The following is a 19804-nucleotide window of genomic DNA, read 5'->3' on the forward strand; positions in this document are numbered from 1 at the left end:
GCCATGACAAAGAACGGTCCTTTCGCTCTTTTCTTCCACACGCTGATCGTCATCTTCATGCTGGCGCCGATGGTTGTGGTGTGTCTGGTGGCCTTCACGCCGGAAAACACGCTGACAATGCCGTGGAACGGCCTTTCACTGCGCTGGTTCGCTGCCGTGTTTGCGCACAACGACTTCATGACTTCGTTCTATAACAGCGTGCAGCTCGCCTTCTTCTCGGCATCCATTTCGACGCTCCTGGCCGTGCCATCGGGGCTCGCGATTGCTCAGTATAATTTCCGTGGTCGCGATGCGCTGAACGCGCTTTTCCTGTCGCCGCTCATCATCCCGCATCTGGTGTTGGGTGTGGCGTTCCTGCGTCTGTTCTCGCTGATGGGCTTTACCGGCTCCTTCGTCTGGCTGGTTGCGGCACATTCGATTGTCGTCACGCCCTATGCGCTGCGCCTTATCCTTGCTTCGCTTGGCAGCATGGATCGCAATGCGGAAAATGCGGCGCGCACACTCGGCGCAGGCGAATGGACCGTGTTCCGCCGCGTCACCTTGCCATTGCTTGTGCCGGGTCTGTCGGGCGGCTGGCTACTTGCCTTCATCAATTCGTTCGATGAACTCACCATGTCGATCTTCGTCACCTCGCCGTCCACAGTCACGCTGCCGGTCCGTATGTATATGTATGCCAGCGAATCCATCGACCCGATGATGGCAGCGGTTTCGGCCCTGATGATCCTCGTTGCCACCGTGACCATGATTATCATCGATCGCATGTTCGGCCTCGACCGGCTGCTGGTGGGCAAGGGTTGAGCAGGCAGACCATGACGATCCCGGTTTCCCCTTCGGCGGCTCAGTTCCGCAGACGGTATCGGCTGACTGAGCAGCCGATCAGCTTCTCGCTTGACGGCGTTTCCTTTGAGGGACGCCGTGGCGACACGGTGCTGACTGCCATTCTCTCCGTGCAGGGAAAGCTGCGTCATACCGAATTTACCGGCGAACCGCGTGCGGGCTTCTGCCTGATCGGCGCGTGTCAGGATTGCCACGTCATGACGGCTAAGGGCCACAAGCTTCGTGCCTGCACCACGCTTCTGGAAGACGGCATGGCCTTTGTGACGGAGCCCGCGATATGAGTGCGGTTCCCAATCCGGTTATTGTGGGCGCTGGTCCTGCGGGCATTCGCGCCGCCGAAACGCTGGTCAAGGCGGGTCTCAAGCCTATCGTGCTCGATGAAGGTTTTCGTTCCGGTGGTCAGATCTATCGTCGCCCGCCGCTCGATGACGGACGCAGCTATCGCAGCCGTTACGGGTCGGAAGCGCATAAGGCCGAAGCGCTGCACAAAACCTTTGACGCGTTGCGTAGCGTAATTGACTATCGTCCGGAAACGCTGGTCTGGAATATCACGCGCGGTGAAGGTGATCGTCTCGATCTCCTGACCAAAGGTGTGCATAGCCAGCTGCCTTACAGCCATCTCATTCTGGCGACGGGTGCGACTGATCGGGTTCTGCCGTTCAAAGGCTGGACCAAGCCCGGCGTCTATACGCTTGGTGCATCACAGACCGCACTCAAGGCGCAGGGCTGCACAATCGGCGAACGCGTGGTGTTCATGGGTTCGGGGCCGCTGCTTTATCTGGTCGCCTGGCAATATCATCATGCCGGTGCGAAGGTTGCAGCCGTGCTCGACACAGCGCCCTTCGCTTCAAAGTTTCATCTGGCACATCTCGCGCTTTATGCACCGCGCATTGTCGCTCTCGGCGCCTATTATGGCCTGCGTCTCAAGCTTGGTGGCGTGCCGATCCATCATAATGTGCGACCAAGTGAAGTTCTGGGCGAAGGCCATGTCGAAGCCATTCGCTATCGCACGGGCAAGCGTGTTCGCGAGGTTGAATGCGATGCGCTGGCCTATGGTTTTGCGCTGCGTCCCGAAACCCAGCTTGCTGATCTCGCCGGTTGCGAATTCCGCTTTGAAGAACGTGACCGTGCATGGCTTCCCGCTGCCGACACGCTCGGCCGTTCAAGCCGCGAAGGTGTTTACGTGGCGGGTGATGGCGCGGGCATCGCGGGTGCGGATGCTGCTGAAATTCGTGGGTCATTGGCCGCGATGGCCTTGCTGCGCGATAGGAGTCTGCCGTTTGACGAAGGTACGGAACGCGGCCTTCTCGCAAAGCTCGATCATATCTATCGCGAGCGCCTGATCGTCGAAAAAGCTTTCCCGTTCCCGCGCGACTGGTTCGATACAATCGCAGGCGATGTCACGCTTTGCCGTTGCGAAGAAATCGCGGTGCGTGATGCCAAGGCGGTTATCGGCAAGGGTGATGTGCACGAGATCAACCGGCTAAAAGCGCTTACCCGTGTGGGGATGGGGCGTTGTCAGGGGCGCATGTGTACCGCTGCCGCCGCAGAACTTCTGGCGTCGATGCAGGACAAGGCGCCCGAAGAAGCGGGCCGCATCCGCGCCCAGGCACCGGTCAAGCCGATCCCGCTTGGCTTTGGCGCAAAGCCTGAGCAGGAGGTGTCGCCATGACAAAGCATCTTCAGGCTGATGTGGTCATTATTGGAGGCGGGATTGTTGGCGGTTCGGCGGCGCTTTTCATGCGTCAGGCCGGGTTGTCGGTCATTCTGCTCGACAAGGGCTTTTGCGGGGCGCAGGCAAGCGGCGTGAATTACGGTGGCGTTCGCAGGCAGGGTCGGGCGCCGGAACAGCTGCCGCTCGCACAGCGTTCGCACGCATTGTGGGCGCGTCTGCCGGAACTTATCGGCATCGATGGCGAATATATCCGCAGCGGCCATTTGAAGCTTGCCCGCACGGAAGCGCATTTTGCGAAGCTTGAAGCCTATGCGGCTACAGTGCAGCCGCTTGGGCTCGATGTCGAGTTGATCGGCGGCAATGCCGTGCGAGAGCGTTTCCCATGGCTTCCGGGCAACGTCGCGGGCGCTTCGCTTTGCGCGGAAGATGGCCACGCTAATCCGCGTCTGGTCGCGCCTGCCTTTGCCCGCGCCGCACTGGTAGCTGGGGCCACGGTGCTGGAAAACACCCCGGTCATCGAAGCGCGTGAAACCGGCGATGGTTTTGCCATTCTGGCGGGAAACGGCATCGAAATGCGCTCACGTCTCCTGTTCAATTGCGCCGGTGCATGGTCGGATCAGTTTGCGGCTTCATTTGGCGAGCCGGTGCCGCTCCAGCGCATCTATCCGTCGATGGTTGTAACCGAGCCAATGCCGTTTCGCCTGCCGATGAGCCTTGGCGAAGAGGGTGGCGGCTTCTACGGCCGTCAGGTCACGCGCGGCAATTATGTCATGGGTGGCGGACGCGGCACGCCGCTTGAGAACCCGGATTTTTCGCGGCCTTCGGTCAATGCGGCTTCATCGGTGATGCTGCGCGCCATCGAACTTTTCCCGCATCTGAAAAACGCCCAGGTTATCCGTTTCTGGTCTGGCACTGAATCGGAAATGCCGGACGACAATCCGGTGATCGGGCCAAGCAGCCGGGTCAAAAATCTCTTTCACGCCTTCGGATTTTGCGGCGCCGGTTTTCAGACCGGCCCGGCTGTGGGCGCCGTTCTTTGCGATCTCGCCGTTAAAGGCGAGACGGAAACACCGATCGATGCATTCCGCATCGACCGGTTCGATAAAAACTCAAACCACAAAGGGGAGTAGCATGAAAACTCAATTCACTAACGAGGCCATCATCAAGTCCGCCCTGTTGGCGCTCGGCCTGTCGGTCGCCTTTGCTTCCGCCGCATCGGCTGAAACCAAGACGCTCTATATCGGCATGAATGGCGGCAATATGGAGAAGGCCTATACCGAGCACGTTCTGCCGGAATTCGAAAAGGCCAATGACGTGAAGGTCGTTGTCGTGCCGGGCACTTCGGCGGATATTCTCGCCAAGGCAACCGCGCAGAAAGACAACCCGCAGATGCATGTCATGTTGCTCGACGATGGCGTCATGGTGCGCGCGATTAGTTCCGGCCTGTGCCAGAAGATTTCGGATGATCCGGTTCTGGCTGACATTCAGCCTGCCGCGCGTCTCAAGGACGACATGGCCATCGGCATCGATATGGGCATGACCGGCATTGCCTATAACAAGAAGCTTTTCGACGAAAAGGGCTGGGCAGCACCGACCTCGTGGATGGACTTTGCCGACGAAAAATATGCGAACGCCGTCGTGTTCCAGTCGGCTTCCGCTTCGACTTTCGGCCTCCATGCCTTCCTGATGTTCAACCGCATTCAGGGCGGTGATGAAAAGAACCTCGAGCCGGGCTTCGAAAAATTCCCGGACACAATCGGCAAGAACGTTCTGGAATACATTCCATCATCGGCCAAGATTTCGGAAATGGTGCAGACCGGCGAGGCAGCGATCTTCCCGCTGACACCGACGGGCGTCAACAACCTGAAAGCAAAGGGTATTCCCGTTGAATATGCACAGCCGAAGGAAGGTTCCGTTATTCTGGCCGTGACCGAATGCGTGCTTGCAGGCAATAACGAACCGGAACTGAGCCAGAAGCTTGCTCACTATCTGCTTTCCGCCGATGCACAGAGCAAGGCGCTCGACCATGGCAACCTCATTCCGTCGAACCAGAAGGCAAAGGCCGGTACGCCCGATGCGCAGGCCAAGCTCGACGCTTTCAACGGTTACATGAAAACAGCCAATACGCTCGATTGGGATGCCGTCAATGAAGGTCGCCAGCAGCTCAACAGCCGCTGGAACCGCACCATCGAAAAGTAAGACCGGCGATACGGTTTGAAAAAGCCCGCCTCGGGAAACCGAGGCGGGCTTTTTGTTATGCTGCGACTTTTGCTCTCTGTTTTCTCGCAGATTGCCAGACCAGTGGCACAAGGATGAGCGCAACAGTCGGGAAGATCAGCCAGTTGATCGTCTCCCAGCCGGATGAATGCAGCAGCGAACCGGCAAAGAAGGATGCGCAGGCGACCGTGCCGAAGACGAGAAAGTCGTTTGCACCCTGCGCCTTGCCACGTTCTTCTGGCGTATGGCATTCGGCAACCATGGCGGTCGCACCAATAAAGCCAAAATTCCAGCCAATGCCAAGAAGAATCAGTGAAATCCAGAAATGGGTCAGGTCGAGGCCGGACAAAGCGACGATTGCTGACAGCGCAATGATCAGGAGGCCGACAGCGGTGACACGCTCTTTCCCGAAACGGGTGATGAGCACACCGGTAAAGAAGCTTGGTCCGAACATGGCCAGCACATGCCACTGAATGCCTAGCGCTGCGTGGCTAACGGAGTGGCCATGGCCAACCATCGCAATTGGGGCTGCGGTCATCACAAATGTCATCAGGCCATAGGAGACAACGCCGGAAGCCACCGCCAACATATAACGGGGGTTGAGCAATATTTCTTTCAGCGGACGTCCATTGCTCCCGACGTCGGCGGATTTTGCGGTCTTAGGTGAGCGCAAAAGCATCAATACCGGGATTGCCATCAGGGCGAGAGCCGCCTGGCTGAGAAAGCTGCCCGCATAGGGCGTATTGGGCAGGGCATCACGCGTCCAGATGACAAGCTGCGGACCAATGATAGCTGCAATCAGCCCGCCGACCATAACCCAGGAAATGGCGCGCGCCCTGAGCGGTCCTGATGCCGCATCGGTCGCAGCAAAGCGATAGCTCTGCACGTAAGCGGCATAAAAGCCTGCCAGGAACGTGCCGATGCAGAAGACGATAAAGGAAGACGAGAAAATGCCGAAAGCGGCTACCAGACCGGCCGACATGCCAAAACAAGCGCCTAGCAGATAGCCATTACGACGTCCGAAGGACCGCATGATGAAAGCCGCAGGCAGGGTTCCAAGGGCCAATCCGAGATTGAAAAGGCTGACGGGCAGAGTGACCAGCGCCGGATCGGAAGAAAGTTGCTGGCCGACCAGGCCGCCCAGTGAAATAATGATGGGCGGACTTGCCGCGCCCAGTGCCTGTGCTGCGGTCAGCACGAAAATATTGCGTCTGGCGATTGTCTGGTCGGTCATGTCCGCATTTCTTCAAAGTTGCCTTGATAATCGTGCCAGGTGCCGGTTTAGCCGACCGGCACCTGGAAATGTGTGCAAATCACCGCCATCACCTGACGCGCTATATCACTTTCAACGCGATACCAGATGGTCTGCCCGTCGCGGCGCCCGGCGATGATGCCATCACGTCGCAACAATGCCAGATGTTGAGAGACAGTGGAGGCACGCAAGCCGATCAGTTCGGCAAGCTGTCCCACCGATTTCTCACCACCATGCAACCGGCAGAGGATCATGAGCCGGTGGTTGTTGGCGATTGTTTTGAGGAATTCACTTGCCTCGTCGGCCGCGAGGCGGGTTTTTACGCCGAGGTCTATTGGGTGGCTTTTGTTCATACCTTCATAGCTACGAAAATTTGAATATTTAGTCAATATTGCTCAAAAAATTGACTATCAAGAAATTTAATTCCGATTTCCAGTTCAAATAGCGAGGGGCGGTGAAAGCGCTTCTGTCTATGGCAATGATATTGTAGCCTTCGCGCATTACTGCTTTTGGGGCTGGAGTTATCGTGCGCATAGCTGTGTTGAGTGTTGTTTTTGGAGTCCTGTTTTCGGGGCAGGCCGTTGCAGAGGATGATTGGAAAGCCGTCGAAGTCATTAAACCCTACGCGATCAGTGGTCGTACCGGTCCAGAACTTTATGAATCCATCGGCGAGCGTGGCCCTAAAGCGGGCAAATCCCGCGTGATCGCGCACACGACCTTTGTGCTGACCTGGGACCGCAAGTTCGACAATTCCAATAATGGTTGCACAATTGTTTCGGCCAGGCCCAAGCTGAAAATCACCTATACGCTGCCGAAGCCTTCACAGAAGCTTACCTCACCAGCAAAAGAAAACTGGGAACGGTTCTATAATGGCATCTACAAGCACGAGCTTGTTCATGGTGACACGGCCAAGGACATGACGCGCGAAATCGTCCGCACGACGGTCGGGCTTTCGATACCCAATGATCCGAAGTGCCAGAAAATGCGTCGGGAGCTGATCAATCGCATCACCGATCTGGTCAATGTCCAGCGCCAGCAAGGTCGTGACTTCGATCGGGTCGAAATGGGATCAGGAGGCAATGTCGAGCAGCTAATTCTAGCTCTCGTAAATGGCGGATAACTCATGCCAGAATTGTGGCCAGAATTGCGGCCAGAATTGCGATATGTCATCCGATATGAGCTTTTCGGGTTGGGCTTGTTCGGCGCGTAGCGCTTTCACTGCTGCGACCACGTTGACGAGAGCAGGTAGTACTTCATCTCATTTGCGGGTTTTCAGGCCGCAATCGGGATGAACCCAGAGTTTTCCGTCGGAAAGCTGTTTGCAGGTGGAAATTTGCATCTTATCAGTGCCACATAAAGAAATGTTTATATGGCTACGGAAGGTTCATAGCACTAATTCTGATTGGTCTAAAGTAGGAGGTGGATAACTGGAAGATTAGATGGAGAACTAAAGAAAAATCCAATAACAACATATAATTAGGGTAATATACGTCGCCTTTGTAAGGATGTGCAATCTCAATTGATATGGCTCTGTGAGGGGACTCGTGTTAACGGTGCAACAATTGAGCTGGTTATGCGGCCGGATATCTGAGTTAGATATCTGATTTCACTGATTAAAAAGAGTTAGGTTTAGCCGAATCCTCAACTGCGATTATTCGCATTTTCGCCTTGAGGGAGCAGGATATGTTCGTATGAGTTTCAGATATCCATGGCGGAGACTGGCTTTATTGCCGCGTATCGGTAAGCAGATCATACTGCTGCTTAGTGACTGCCTGTTGTTGTTGCTCAGCGCCTATCTCGCCTTTGTCATGCGACTTGGTTTTGTTTTTGTCCCGACGCAGACGCAGATTTTCCTGATCGCTATTGCCCCCGCTCTTGCGATCCCTGTCTTTATTCGTTTTGGTCTTTATCGGGCAATTATTCGTTATCTGGCTGAGCGGGCTATCTGGCCGATCTTTCAGGCTACAGCCATTGCAGCGCTCTTCTGGGTGGCGCTGGTTTTCCTTATGGAATCATATGGCGGGGCTGGTTTGCCGCGTTCTGTTCCGCTTCTCTACTGGCTTTTAAGTACGGTGCTCATTTCGGCGAGCCGTTTTGGTGCAAAATGGCTGCTGCGGAGTGCTGAAGCCAGCAGGGCTTATACAAGCACTGCTCTTATTATTGGTGTAGGCGAACCCGGCCGTCAGCTGGCAACCGCACTCAGAAGCCATAGCGATACGCATGTCATTGGCTTCGTTGATCCCACGGGTCAGCTCAGCGGCATGGATATCATTGGTCTCCGGGTTTATGACATTGAACGCATCCCGAGTCTGATCGAAAATTTCGGAATTCGTCAGGTCGTTATATCCGAACCGGAAATCGATCAGAAACAACGACAGGAACTTGCGCGTCTGCTCGGGCGCCTTCCAGTTAGCACCCGCATTCTGCCGCCTATTGCCGATCTGACGGCTGGCAAATATCTTGTCAGTGCTCTGCGCAATATCGAAATCGACGATCTGCTTGGTCGTTCGCCAGTGCCGCCTGATGTCGATCTTCTGCGCGAGGTTGTTGAAGGGCGACGCATTATGGTTACGGGCGCTGGCGGGTCGATTGGCAGCCAGCTCTGCCGGACGATTGCGCAGTGGAACCCAAGCTGCATCGTGCTGTTTGAATCGAGCGAATTTGCACTTTATCAGATTGAGCGAGAATTGCGGCAGATCGCGCAATGCGATGTCGTTCCGGTGCTTGGCACGGTGGCCAATCAGCAATGTGTTGAAAAAGCTATCCGTGCCCACACTGTTGATACTGTCTATCATTGCGCGGCTTATAAGCATGTGCCGCTTGTCGAACAGAACCCGCTTGTCGGTATCCATAACAACGTGTTCGGTACGCTGAACGTGGCTGCCGCAGCGTTTGAGACTGATGTCGAACGCATGGTGCTGATATCGTCCGACAAGGCCGTGAGACCAACAAATGTCATGGGCGCTACCAAGCGTTGGGCGGAGTTGGTCGTTTATTATTATGGCACGCTGGCCGAAAAGGCAGGCCATCATAAGTCATTCTATTCGGTACGCTTCGGTAATGTTCTGGGTTCCAACGGTTCGGTGGTTCCGCTTTTCCGCGAACAGATCGCCAATGGTGGGCCGGTGACGCTCACACATGAAGACATGACGCGTTATTTCATGTCGATCAAGGAAGCGGCTGAGCTGATCATACAGTCAGGTGCGATTGCCAAATCCGGTGATACGGTGCTTCTTGAGATGGGCGATCCGGTCAAGGTGCGTGATCTGGCTGAGAACATGATCCTGCTCGCCGGGCTGACAGTGCGAAACGCAGACAACCCCGATGGGGATATTGCGATTGAGGTGACGGGTATTCGCGAAGGTGAGAAGATGTATGAAGAACTTTTCTACGATCCTTCTCATGCACAAACGACGCGCCACCCTAAGATCATGCGTGCACCAAAGGGCCAGAAGGTAGCTGTGGATGTCTCTAAAAGCCTTGATACTCTTCGGGCTGCGATGGAGACCGAAGATGTCAACGCGGTCCGCACGGTTCTGTTTGGCGTCATAACTTTCTGAAGCGGCCACGAAAATCGAGCAGCAGCAATAACACAGCCACAATAGCAACCAGTAGAAATACGATCTGCGAAAGCGTATGGTCGAAAACCATAATCGCAGCGGCGCATGCAATCAGAATGATATTGAGCAATGCGACGTGACTTACCACCTTTGATACGCTCCATCCGGCTCGTTTGGCAACCTGATAGGCGTGTTTTGAATGCGCCTTCAGAATGTTCTCACCTGCCAGACCACGTAAGATGATCGTCGTTCCGGTATCAAGCACGTAATAAAGCGGCAAAACAACTGCGACTGCTATATGCGTCTCTCGCGCTAGAAGCAGAAGAGCGGTTCCGGCAATAAGTCCCAGTGGGAAGCTACCGGAATCGCCGAGAAAAATGCTTGCGGGCGGGCGGTTGTAAAACGCAAATCCCAGAAGTCCGCCTGCCGTGATTGCGGCAATTGTGCCGCTTTCTACACCAACAAGCTGAAATGTTGCCAGCAGCGCAATACCTGCCAATGGTACGCCGATGCCTGCAACGGTCATGCAATCCAAACCATCCATGAAATTTGTGACATTGATTGCGGCCACCAGCGCGATGATGATCAGCGCGGTCTCAATCCAGTGGGGTAAAAGTTCAGGCAATAGTCGGAATTCGGGGCCAAGCCCATAAGCGACGAGACAGGCGGCCACGAATTGCGAGCCAAAGCGTGTCGTAACAGAAAGCTCGAAACGATCATCCAGTCCACCAATAATCCAAAGCAATAAGGAGGCGCCGCTGAGACTGAGGACCAGATCAATAGTCAGCCCGAGATCTGTGCCGAACATTAAAAGCGAGACAATAATTGAAGGTATGAGAGCAAGACCGCCGATCTGCCGCGCGGCGACGCTATGGTTGGAGCGCGCATTAAATTTGGCCGCAAGAAAGCTTGCTGGCAGAAGCGCGGATAAAACATAAAGGCCGACGCCGCAAAGAATGGCGCTTGCAAGAAAGGAAATCAGCAGCAAGATCATTGCAACAACCAATTAAAAATGACTCTGTCACCGGATTACCAGCTTTGGATGCGAAGGCAAATCCCTGTGCTTGGTTGATTTGAGCCGCTTGGCATGCTCTGTGGAGTTTCTTTATCCCCAGCCCTTGTAAAGCTTGCCAGAATTCGTCAATAGGCGATTGCACTTGACGCGGGGAGCGGCTATAAGCCCGCGCAATCGATCATTTCGATCTGATTTGTTGGGGCGTAGCCAAGCGGTAAGGCACCGGTTTTTGGTACCGGCATTCCCTGGTTCGAATCCAGGCGCCCCAGCCATTTCCCCAGCTCATTTTATAAGCACCACATATTATTGTTGTCTGTTTTATGTGTTGCAAAATTGCTTCTGCTACAGCTTCAAAATTTCAACTCTTGTTAGCATCAGCTCCGAAATCGTTGAAATAATTTGTAAATAATATATTGAGTGATTCACTCAACTTTTAGCCAGCAAGTCCCAATAGGCAAGCCAGCGATCATGCAACGCCTATTCCGGGGATATTATGCTGGGGACTCCAATTTTCCGAAACACGATCAACGATCGCTGGTTGAAAGCTCTTTCCGCTTCTGTTGCGCTTTTGGCTGCGATGCCAGTTCATGCACAGACTGCGCCTGAAAAGAATGCTGTAAAGCAGAGCCAGAACACCGAGGGCGAAAGCGCTGAAGTGATACGGCTGCAGACAATCACACTTTCTGCGGAACGCGTGGCCAAAAACCTGCTTGATGTTCCAATGTCCATCAGTGTGATTGATCGTGACACGCTCGACCGCCATCAGGTGCGCGATATTCAGGATATGGTTCGTTATGAGCCGGGCGTAAGCGTTGATCGTCAGACATCGCTCACCAATCCTTTTGGGCAGCTCAACAGTTTCAATATTCGCGGTGTTGGCGGCAACCGTGTGCAAATTCTGGTCGATGGTGCTCGTGTTCAGGAACGGATCACCGATGGTAGCCGTGATTTTGTTGACCCGTTCAATATGAAGTCGGTCGAGATCACGCGTGGACCAAACTCCGTTCTATGGGGCGCCGACGCATTGGGCGGTGTCGTGTTTTTCAGGACGCTTGATGCCGACGATCTTCTGGATGGTACCAAGCCATGGGCGGTCGAAACCAAGTTCAGCTATGACAGCTTCGACAAATCGTTCCGCAAACAGATCACCGGTGCGGCCGAAGCCGGAGACTTTAAGGTTCTCGGCAGTTTCGGGCATATGAGCTCGTCCGAGCCGGATATGCGTAAGGCACGAGCCGATGGCGGGAGCTGGGGTTGTCCACGTGAGTCTATCTGGCCTTGCAACAAAGCATTTCCGATGGATACCGACGCTTATAACGGCTTGATGAAACTGCAGTGGAATCCATCTGCCGATCATGAATTCAAGCTGACGGGCGAGTGGTTTGAGCGGAATACCGATGTGGATCAGAAATATGATTCCGGTGCTGCCAATCCGCTTTATGCAAGCCGACCTGCCTATTACAGTTTTTATTATGAAAACGAGAACTGGGATCGTTCGCTGAAAATGCAGCGCGCTCGCTTTGCTTTGGATCACCGCTGGACCGTCGGCGCGTCCTGGCTGGATGAGGTGAAGTGGAACATTTCCTATTCACCGCAGAAGCGCGATACGACCAGCACTCAGATCCGCAATTACTCGCTTCTGGCAACGCCGCGACGTGAAAAGCGCATTCAGATCCGCAATTATAGCGAGGATTTTCTACAGGCTGACGTTCAGCTGACATCGTCATTTGATCTTGGTCAGACCAGCCATAAAGTCAGCTATGGTTTTGCGGGCGATATCACCAAGAGCAATTATGCTGGTGATAATATCACCACCAATCTCAACACGGGTGTAACCACAGTTACGCCGCGGCAGGGTTTCAATTTCCCGAAAGTCGATACAATTCGTGCGGACTTTTATGTTCAGGACGAGATCAAGCTGCTGGATGAACGTTTGACGCTGACACCTGGCTTGCGACTGGCAACCTATTCCCTCGATCCGACCAAGGATGATGGCTATGTTTCGCTTGATGGGTTTGAGCCGGAGAAGATGGATGAAACCCGTCTGATCAAGCGTCTCGGTGCAATTTATAAGCTCGACGACACCTATTCGGTATTCGCCTCCTATGGCGAGGGCTTTAAAATGCCAACGGCTCAGCAGCTCTTTGTTTCGTCCACCTCTATCGGCGCAACGAGCATGGTTGAGGTCATTCCAAACCCGAACCTGAAGCCGGAATTTGTGCGTAGCTATGAAGCTGGTCTGCGTGGCGAATTTAATCGAGGCTATTTCAGCGCGTCCACATTCTATTCGGACTACAAGGACTTTATCCGTGGCTTGCAGCGCGTTCCGGGGGAAGCAGATAAATACACCTCCGATAACGTGGAAAGTGTGAAGGTCTGGGGTATCGAGTTCGGGGGCGAATACGAGGTCTACAACAACGTTTTCGCCAATGCGGCACTTTCTTATATGCGTGGCGATCAGCGCGTGGACGCCGGATCTGAGAAGACGCCGTTTGATGGTGCGTCGCCACTCACAACCGTTCTCGGCCTGCGTTACATCATTCCAGACTGGAACCTTGAAACCGAGTTTGTTGGAACTTTTGCATCCGGTGTGAAGCGCCGTGCCGACGAAGATGCCTTCAAACCGTCGAGCTACACGGTGTTTGATGCCTATGCGAAATGGTCTCCAACCAAGCATATTGATGTGAATTTCGGCGTCGAGAACATCTTCGACAAGCGCTATTTCCCAAATACGCTGACAGGTTATGCCAATTCGCCGGAGTCGTCCTCGGTGGCCAATGTCAATCCGCTTGAGATGCAGGTTGCGCCAGGCCGCACCTTCAAGGTTGGCGCCACGATGCGTTTCTGATCGCCATTGATGATCAACATGCCGGGGCACGTTTAAAACTGCTCCGGCTTTCTCATGTCAGTATCGGTTGATTATGCTCACTGTGCTTAAACAATTTTGGCAGCTGCTCAAATATTGCAATTCCGGCGAGGGGAAAATCCTCGGCTGGCTGCTTCTGGCTTTGATATTCGCTCTGGAACTGGTTGGTATCTATACCGGTCTCTGGCTCATCAAATGGACCGCAGATTTTTATAATGCTCTTGAGCAACGCAACGTTTCAGATGCCATCAATCAAATCGGGGTTTTCTGGCTCATCGTCCTGATCAATACGTGTCTTGGCCTTAGTGGGGAATATCTTCAGGGTACATTGAAAATCCGCTGGCGTGAGAAGCTTACGGAGACCGTTATTTCTGCTTGGATGGCGAATAAAGCCTATTGGCATCTGGCGGTCCGCAAAGATGGACAGAAGCCTGATAATCCGGATCAGCGTATCGCCGAGGATTGCGAGCTATTTGTTAAGCACATATTGACGGAAGGTATGGGGCTTATCACCACAATAATAGCCCTGTTTTCTTATGTTGCCGTGCTGTGGGGACTCTCAACTTATGTGCTGAGCTTTAGTGTCTTCGGCATAGATATCGCCATTCCACGTTACATGCTCTGGGCAGCCTTTCTCTATGTTTTCATTTCATCATTTATGACGCATTTCTTTGGACGGCGCCTGAAAGCAACATTCGTTGAGCAACAGAAGAAAGAAGCAGACTTTCGCTTTGCTATGGCGCATGTGCGGCAGCATGCTGGCGACATTGCCGTGATGAATGGCGAAAGCCGTGAGAAGCAGATTCTGGCAGATAAATTTTCTGCTGTCCGTGAGAACTGGCTCCGATTGGTCTTCCGTCAGGTGCAGCTCGGCGTGTTCACATTTCCCTATCGTCACAGCATTTTCCGAATTCCAACCTTTCTTGGATTGCCGGCATATTTCGCAGGCACGGTAACATTTGGTGGGCTGATGCAGCTCGGGCAGGCCTTCTCGCATGTTTCCACCAACCTCTCGTGGTTCATATTCAACTACAAAACATTGGCTGAGCTCGTATCGGCAGTCTTCCGACTGTCTGGATTCTTAAACGCGATTCAAACTGTTGGTGGTGAGGGACAGTTATCCGTTGCACAGCCTGCACATTCATCGCTCCAGTTACGGGATGTCGCATTGAAGACGCCAGATGGACAGGATCTGCTAAAAATTTCGGATCTCGATATCCAACCCGGTAAAACTGTCTGGTTGCGAGGTCGTTCGGGGTTGGGAAAGACGACATTGCTTCGGCTTATTGCCGGCGCGTGGAATTTTGCGAGCGGCACGCTCCACCGCCCTGACGCGACAATGCTTGTGCTCTCACAAAAGCCCTATATGCCGAATGCACCTCTCCACGATGCCGTAGCCTATCCGCTTTTTGCTGAGAAGTTTGATCAGGCCGAAATTGCGACAGCCTTGGAAAAGGTCGGGTTGTCGAACCTGTCACTTCCCGCAGCATCTACGCAGCAGATTGCGCCGGGAACGCTATCTGGCGGCGAGATGCAAAGGCTTGCCCTTGCTCGCGCCTTGTTAATGAAGCCAGACTGGCTCTTTCTCGATGAGGCGACGAGTGCGCTGGATAAGCCTTCTGAAGCCGAGGTGCTCGATCTCCTGCGACGTGAGCTTCCCAATTCAACCATCGTTATTCTGGCTCACCGGGAGCCGGGCAATCTTTCAATCGACAGCGTGATCGATCTTGAAGCGTTTGGCGCGGCCCAAACGCGCAAGCAAGCACCTATCCCACAAACTGTATGAGGAAATTATGAGCGAACAACCGATCCGCGTGAAACTTTTGGCCGATGCGGCTGATGTTCTAAAGACGCTGCCCTCAATGGGCAAGCTTATGATCAACTCCAAAAGTGGCGGCGCGACACATGAGCGTATCGGTGTCGTGGAGCAGGTTGAGGTTCGTGACGGCTGGATTTATTTCTCAGGTAGCGAGCATCATTCGCGCATCGATCTTTCGGCAATTGCCTCGCTGATTGCTGATCGTAGCAGTGTGATGCAGGAGAAGGTCTATCCCCGTATCGATCTTCTTGCTGAAGATGAGAGTGTGGTCGGCAGCGTGATCGGCTTTGATGGTGCGGAGCCGTTCGATCAGGCTCTGAACGGCTTTGCGTTCTCGGCTCTTCCACCCAAAGACAAAGATCGCGGTGCCGGCGAAGCGCTGGAAGTCGGTGATGATGAACCCGGTTTGAAGCCTTTTGCGGCAGCTCAGCGCAATAAGGCAGAGGTGCGCATTGCGCTCGATTTGCCAGCCTTCAAGCAGGAATGGTCGGGCGAAATGCCGACAGTGCGTCCGTCTCGAGGCTTTATCAATGTGATGAAACCGGACTTTCATCTGCATCTCAAAGCGGGTCACGTCGCTTCGTGGCATGAGATAGAAGAAGGGGATGAGTATCGCTTTTACGCTCTCAACGAGACAGGTCAGCAAACCGGTCTCGTTGTGTCGGGGAAAAAGGATGCGTTTCGATGAGCTCGGAGCGTTTAGCATTGCAAGCCGGACAATGGGTTGATCCAAAATCGGCGGAAGTTCGCACGCATCAATCGGTCATGCATGAAATGGCCAAGAAGCGCGTGGTCCTCTTGGGCGAACAGCATGATCGGCACGATATTCATCGCTGGCAGTTGAATGTTTCTGCGTCTCTTCTTGCCCTTCGCGATGAGCTTGCCGTTGGCTTTGAGATGTTTCCAAGAAGAATTCAGCCAGTGCTTGATGAATGGGTGGCAGGCAAACTTGAGGCCGAGCAGTTTCTGGAGAAGGCTGAATGGGGCAAGGTCTGGGGCTTTGATGCAAATCTTTACTGGCCGCTTTTCCACTTCTGTCGCGAGTTTAACGTCAAGATGCTGGCGCTTAATTGTCGCCGCGATCTCGTGACCCGTGTGGGCAAAGAAGGCTGGGAAGCGATTGCGGAAGAAGATCGCGATGGTCTGACCCCGGCACGTCCTGCGAGCCTTGCGCATCGCGAACATCTTTTGCGTCTGACCAATGGCGGGCCGCCGATCATGCAGGGAAAGTCTGCCGACGCACCTGAGTTTGACCGCTTTGTTCGTGCGCAGCAAACCTGGGATCGGGCCTTTGCCTGCAACATCGCGGCATATCTCAAAGAAAAGCCAGAAGCGCTTGTCGTTGGGATCATTGGGCGTGGGCATATGGAATATGGCTTCGGCACACCCGATCAGCTTAATGATCTGGGTATCGATCACGTAGGCATTCTCTTGACTGAATATGTGGGCGATAAGCTTGAAACAGCAAGTTGCTCCAATATTGCTGACGCGATTTTCGGATTGCAGGGATAGTTATAGGGTCTTTCCCGATCACGCTGCGGCTAAAAACGATTACCGCTTATGACAAAAGATCAAATATTGAGAATCATGAGAATGAAAAATCAAACAGGCTTCCGCCTGATCCTGATGCTTGGTTGTTTGTTGACTGCGACGTCCTATACGTTGCCATCCGTTGCACAGACAGGGCCTCGTGTTACGGCGTCAGCCACATTATCAGAGGCGGAAGCGCATCAGATCACCAATCAGGCTGAATGGCAAAGCGCTGTCGTCCGTATCCTCCGACGCTATGGGGTCCTTCTGTCGCGCGAACTCCGCCCTCTTGAACTGGACGGCGTTTTCAAACCGAAGATCAGTTTTTATCTAGCGCCGGATGGAAGCGTCTCTGATGTCGAGCTCGTTGAAAGTTCAGGCGACGATCTTGTCGATGCTGCGGCACTGAAAGTTCCGACCGCTGGTGCAGGCTTTCCATCTTTCACGCCAGATATGCCAAGCGACAAACCCAAGAAACTCATTGCGCCGTTTGAAGTGCATTTGAGCAAGCCGCAATCGGAGGAACCGGCAGTTAAGCTTCAAGCACAAGAGGCAAACTGAATACATCATTGTCCTGATAGTAAAAATCCAAAAGGTTAAAGACAGCAATGACGGAACTGATATGAAATTGTTCCCTTTTTTCTGAGTGCATTTGCCTTTGGCGGGTGAAACAGCTTCCTATTCGCTTTCTCCAGAATATGACAATCCGAGTTTGGCCACATTAAGAGTTCACTTGCTTCGTGGAAATGGTTGACTCGTTTCGAGCGTTTCCATTACTACGCACGGTCAGGCTGACGAACTATATGCGATACCGCGCCAGGTGGTTGCGTGATGTTCAACTAGGATTGGGTCTTTATGAGCGTTGAAGCTTTTGATGAGAACGCTGGGCTGGTCGCTTATCGACTAAAGCCGAAGACAGGCGTCAAAGTCGCACTGAACGATATTATAGAGGCTTTTGCCAAGTATCGTTTGGCTTTGATTTTTGGCTGGCAGGATGTTGCGCAGCGTTATCGCCGTTCACGAGTTGGAGCATTTTGGCTCACTTTGAATATGGCTGTTCTGATTGGTGCGTTAGGCGCGATTTTCGGAACGCTTTTCCAATCTGAAATGCATGAATATCTGCCCCACGTATGTGCTGGTATAATCATGTGGAGTTTCATTACAAGCTGTCTGTCAGAAGGTTGTACCACCTTCAGTGGATCAGATGGTATTATTCTTCAGGTGAGAATGCCGCTATTTACGCATATACTGCGTACGTTGTGGAGAAATATTATAATATTCCTGCACAATATCGTAATATTCCCTGCTCTTGCTTTGATTCTTTGGCACCCTATTAATTTCTACGCTCTACTATCGATTCCAGGATTTTTGCTCGTTTGTTTGAATCTGGCTTGGATCATGCTTATTCTTGCTATTTTATGCGCTAGATTCCGCGACATGACGCAAGTGGTAACAAATGTCCTACAGATACTCTTCTATGCAACGCCAATTATGTGGATGGTGAAGGTTCTGCCAGACCATGTTTCCAAGGCTTTTATCGAGTTTAATCCATTTTACCATTTCATCGAGTTGGTCAGAGCACCACTCTTTGGTCATGCACCTGAAAACATTAGCTGGTTTGTAGCCATTGGGCTTGCAGTTTTTGGTTGGGCCGTTGCGTTGGTATTTTTTGGAAAATACCGTTGGCGTGTAGCATACTGGTTGTGATGATATGAGTTTAATTAAGCTAGATAACGTGAGCGTTGAGTTTCCAATTTACAACTCATCGAGTCGATCCCTGAAGAACCGTGTTCTGAGCATCGCGACAGGCGGAAAAATTGAGCGGAAGACTGATCGACTGGTCGTAATACGCGGTCTTGAAGGGGTCTCAATGACCCTTAATGATGGCGATCGGATTGGTCTGATCGGACATAATGGTTCGGGAAAGACAACATTGTTGCGTGTTCTCTCGGGCATTTACACGCCGACGCTAGGAACTGCCTATATTGATGGAACCTGCGTTTCATTGATCAATATCCAACTTGGCATTGATCCGGACGCGACTGGACGTGAGAATATTCGCCTTCGCTCTGCCATGATGGGTATGCTTCCGAAGGAAATTGACGAGAAATTCGATGCGATAGCTGAATTTTCTGGCTTAGGTGATTTTCTCGATATGCCTTTCAGGACTTATTCCTCAGGCATGCAGTTGCGTTTGGCCTTTGCAACTTCGACTTCCGTGCGTCCAGAAATTCTGATTATGGACGAATGGCTATCAACTGGGGATGAGGATTTCAAAGAGCGAGCGAACAAACGCATGCACGAACTGGTGGGTTCGACCAAGATTCTGGTTCTGGCGAGCCACTCAAGAGAATTATTGATGAAAAATTGCAATCGCGTTCTCTGGCTGGAGCACGGTCATCTGAAAATGGATGGTCCCACGAAAGAAGTATTATCCGCGTATTTCGGTGATGCGCAGATATAAACTCTCGCATTGATTGACCATTCGATACAAAAAACCCCGCCTTCATTTCTGAAAGCGGGGTTTGTTTGGTTCTGAATTTCGGTTCAGCCTATTCTGGCCTATTCTGGCCTATTCTGGCCTATTCAGGCTTGATCGTCTTGAGAAGATCGGCAATCGAAACCTCGACCGTTGGTCGGATATCCTTGCGCCACAGGGCAAAAGCCACGTTGGCCTCGATGAAGCCAGACTTTGAGCCGCAGTCGAAAGTCAAACCACGATAATCGAAGCCATAGAACTTCTGCGCATCGGCGAGCTTCAGCATCGCATCGGTGAGCTGGATTTCATTACCAGCACCCTTTTCCTGCTTGGCCAGCAGGTCAAAGATTTCCGGCTGCAGAATATAACGGCCATTGATATAAAGATTGGAAGGTGCTGTGCCTTTGGCTGGCTTTTCAACCATCTTATTGATTTCAAAGCCGTTGCCGATGGCAGCACCCTTGCCGACAATACCGTATTTATGCGCTTCCTCAGGATCGCATTCCTGAACCGCAATGACATTGCCGCCGGTCTGCTCATAAAGCTCGACCATT

General features: G+C 52.9%; 18 protein-coding genes and 1 tRNA gene. 15 read left to right on the plus strand and 4 right to left on the minus strand.

Annotated features, from left to right (window positions below):
• The first annotated feature begins 3 nt into the window (after positions 1–3).
• Genes CEV33_RS05720 through CEV33_RS05740 form a run of 5 tightly spaced genes read left to right on the plus strand, consistent with a single transcriptional unit; the run spans position 4 to position 4711 of the window.
• The gene (locus CEV33_RS05720; protein WP_010660556.1) at positions 4–798 is read left to right on the plus strand and encodes an ABC transporter permease; all 795 of its coding nucleotides are present in this window, start codon (positions 4–6) and stop codon (positions 796–798) included.
• 11 nt (positions 799–809) lie between these two features.
• The gene (locus CEV33_RS05725; RefSeq protein ID WP_094539522.1) at positions 810–1118 is read left to right on the plus strand and encodes a (2Fe-2S)-binding protein; all 309 of its coding nucleotides are present in this window, start codon (positions 810–812) and stop codon (positions 1116–1118) included.
• Positions 1115–2509, plus strand: a complete 1395-nt coding sequence (locus CEV33_RS05730; RefSeq protein WP_094539523.1) for an FAD/NAD(P)-dependent oxidoreductase — start codon at positions 1115–1117, stop codon at positions 2507–2509. Before CEV33_RS05725 ends, CEV33_RS05730 begins: the two co-directional genes overlap by 4 nt.
• Positions 2506–3642, plus strand: coding sequence for an NAD(P)/FAD-dependent oxidoreductase (locus CEV33_RS05735; RefSeq protein WP_094539524.1), 1137 nt, complete (start codon positions 2506–2508; stop codon positions 3640–3642). Before CEV33_RS05730 ends, CEV33_RS05735 begins: the two co-directional genes overlap by 4 nt.
• A 1-nt stretch (position 3643) precedes the next feature.
• Positions 3644–4711: an ABC transporter substrate-binding protein gene (locus CEV33_RS05740; RefSeq protein ID WP_094539525.1), complete on the plus strand. Its 1068-nt coding sequence runs from the start codon at positions 3644–3646 to the stop codon at positions 4709–4711.
• Positions 4712–4766: 55 nt separating this feature from the next.
• On the opposite strand, the gene CEV33_RS05745 is transcribed toward CEV33_RS05740, so the two are convergent.
• Entirely contained in the window at positions 4767–5963 is a 1197-nt protein-coding gene (locus tag CEV33_RS05745; RefSeq protein ID WP_094539526.1) for an MFS transporter, read from the minus strand.
• A 47-nt stretch (positions 5964–6010) separates the two neighbouring features.
• Positions 6011–6334, minus strand: coding sequence for an ArsR/SmtB family transcription factor (locus CEV33_RS05750; RefSeq protein WP_094539527.1), 324 nt, complete (start codon positions 6332–6334; stop codon positions 6011–6013).
• A 173-nt stretch (positions 6335–6507) separates the two neighbouring features.
• Here CEV33_RS05750 and CEV33_RS05755 point away from each other — a divergent pair, with 173 nt between their 5' ends.
• Together CEV33_RS05755 and CEV33_RS05760 are read left to right on the plus strand one after the other, a co-directional pair.
• Entirely contained in the window at positions 6508–7101 is a 594-nt protein-coding gene (locus CEV33_RS05755) for a DUF922 domain-containing Zn-dependent protease (RefSeq protein WP_374817371.1), read from the plus strand.
• A 571-nt stretch (positions 7102–7672) separates the two neighbouring features.
• Positions 7673–9541 carry a polysaccharide biosynthesis protein gene (locus CEV33_RS05760; protein WP_094539529.1) on the plus strand — a complete coding sequence of 623 codons (1869 nt, stop codon included), beginning with the start codon at positions 7673–7675 and terminating at the stop codon, positions 9539–9541.
• Here CEV33_RS05760 and CEV33_RS05765 read toward each other — a convergent pair.
• Positions 9528–10535, minus strand: coding sequence for an MraY family glycosyltransferase (locus tag CEV33_RS05765; RefSeq protein WP_094539554.1), 1008 nt, complete (start codon positions 10533–10535; stop codon positions 9528–9530). The genes CEV33_RS05760 and CEV33_RS05765 overlap by 14 nt on opposite strands.
• A 218-nt stretch (positions 10536–10753) precedes the next feature.
• Here CEV33_RS05765 and CEV33_RS05770 point away from each other — a divergent pair.
• The 8 genes from CEV33_RS05770 to CEV33_RS05805 all read left to right on the plus strand — a co-directional run bounded on the left by CEV33_RS05770 (position 10754) and on the right by CEV33_RS05805 (position 19235).
• Positions 10754–10828 (plus strand) — tRNA-Gln (locus CEV33_RS05770).
• A 221-nt stretch (positions 10829–11049) separates the two neighbouring features.
• Complete coding sequence (locus CEV33_RS05775; RefSeq protein WP_094539530.1) at positions 11050–13404, plus strand: TonB-dependent hemoglobin/transferrin/lactoferrin family receptor; 2355 nt, start codon at positions 11050–11052, stop codon at positions 13402–13404.
• A gap of 82 nt (positions 13405–13486) precedes the next feature.
• Positions 13487–15208, plus strand: a complete 1722-nt coding sequence (locus tag CEV33_RS05780) for an ABC transporter ATP-binding protein/permease (RefSeq protein WP_167388130.1) — start codon at positions 13487–13489, stop codon at positions 15206–15208.
• A gap of 7 nt (positions 15209–15215) precedes the next feature.
• Positions 15216–15929: a ChuX/HutX family heme-like substrate-binding protein gene (locus tag CEV33_RS05785; protein WP_094539532.1), complete on the plus strand. Its 714-nt coding sequence runs from the start codon at positions 15216–15218 to the stop codon at positions 15927–15929.
• Entirely contained in the window at positions 15926–16753 is an 828-nt protein-coding gene (locus CEV33_RS05790) for a ChaN family lipoprotein (protein WP_094539533.1), read from the plus strand. Before CEV33_RS05785 ends, CEV33_RS05790 begins: the two co-directional genes overlap by 4 nt.
• A gap of 81 nt (positions 16754–16834) precedes the next feature.
• The gene (locus CEV33_RS05795) at positions 16835–17332 is read left to right on the plus strand and encodes an energy transducer TonB family protein (protein WP_094539534.1); all 498 of its coding nucleotides are present in this window, start codon (positions 16835–16837) and stop codon (positions 17330–17332) included.
• 294 nt (positions 17333–17626) lie between these two features.
• On the plus strand, positions 17627–18478 hold the full coding sequence (locus CEV33_RS05800; RefSeq protein WP_094539535.1) for an ABC transporter permease: 852 nt from the start codon (positions 17627–17629) through the stop codon (positions 18476–18478).
• Positions 18479–18482: 4 nt separating this feature from the next.
• Positions 18483–19235 (plus strand): ABC transporter ATP-binding protein, encoded by a 753-nt coding sequence (locus tag CEV33_RS05805; protein WP_094539536.1) that lies wholly within the window; start codon positions 18483–18485, stop codon positions 19233–19235.
• Positions 19236–19353: 118 nt separating this feature from the next.
• On the opposite strand, the gene CEV33_RS05810 is transcribed toward CEV33_RS05805, so the two are convergent.
• Positions 19354–19804: sugar phosphate nucleotidyltransferase (locus CEV33_RS05810; RefSeq protein WP_268875800.1), on the minus strand; the 451-nt coding region annotated here is incomplete at its 5' end.

It is taken from the genome of Brucella grignonensis (genome assembly GCF_002252505.1).
Classification (GTDB): domain Bacteria; phylum Pseudomonadota; class Alphaproteobacteria; order Rhizobiales; family Rhizobiaceae; genus Brucella; species Brucella grignonensis.

Excerpts from the sequence above, each read along its gene's own strand:
- CEV33_RS05800 (WP_094539535.1), top strand. The coding sequence starts at position 17,627 with ATGAGCGTTGAAGCTTTTGATGAGAACGCTGGGCTGGTCGCTTATCGA.
- CEV33_RS05730 (WP_094539523.1), top strand. The coding sequence starts at position 1,115 with ATGAGTGCGGTTCCCAATCCGGTTATTGTGGGCGCTGGTCCTGCGGGC.
- CEV33_RS05785 (WP_094539532.1), top strand. The coding sequence starts at position 15,216 with ATGAGCGAACAACCGATCCGCGTGAAACTTTTGGCCGATGCGGCTGAT.
- CEV33_RS05760 (WP_094539529.1), top strand. The coding sequence starts at position 7,673 with ATGAGTTTCAGATATCCATGGCGGAGACTGGCTTTATTGCCGCGTATC.
- CEV33_RS05805 (WP_094539536.1), top strand. The coding sequence starts at position 18,483 with ATGAGTTTAATTAAGCTAGATAACGTGAGCGTTGAGTTTCCAATTTAC.
- CEV33_RS05790 (WP_094539533.1), top strand. The coding sequence starts at position 15,926 with ATGAGCTCGGAGCGTTTAGCATTGCAAGCCGGACAATGGGTTGATCCA.
- CEV33_RS05750 (WP_094539527.1), bottom strand. The coding sequence starts at position 6,334 with ATGAACAAAAGCCACCCAATAGACCTCGGCGTAAAAACCCGCCTCGCG.
- CEV33_RS05795 (WP_094539534.1), top strand. The coding sequence starts at position 16,835 with ATGAAAAATCAAACAGGCTTCCGCCTGATCCTGATGCTTGGTTGTTTG.
- CEV33_RS05745 (WP_094539526.1), bottom strand. The coding sequence starts at position 5,963 with ATGACCGACCAGACAATCGCCAGACGCAATATTTTCGTGCTGACCGCA.
- CEV33_RS05720 (WP_010660556.1), top strand. The coding sequence starts at position 4 with ATGACAAAGAACGGTCCTTTCGCTCTTTTCTTCCACACGCTGATCGTC.
- CEV33_RS05765 (WP_094539554.1), bottom strand. The coding sequence starts at position 10,535 with ATGATCTTGCTGCTGATTTCCTTTCTTGCAAGCGCCATTCTTTGCGGC.
- CEV33_RS05725 (WP_094539522.1), top strand. The coding sequence starts at position 810 with ATGACGATCCCGGTTTCCCCTTCGGCGGCTCAGTTCCGCAGACGGTAT.
- CEV33_RS05735 (WP_094539524.1), top strand. The coding sequence starts at position 2,506 with ATGACAAAGCATCTTCAGGCTGATGTGGTCATTATTGGAGGCGGGATT.
- CEV33_RS05740 (WP_094539525.1), top strand. The coding sequence starts at position 3,644 with ATGAAAACTCAATTCACTAACGAGGCCATCATCAAGTCCGCCCTGTTG.
- CEV33_RS05775 (WP_094539530.1), top strand. The coding sequence starts at position 11,050 with ATGCTGGGGACTCCAATTTTCCGAAACACGATCAACGATCGCTGGTTG.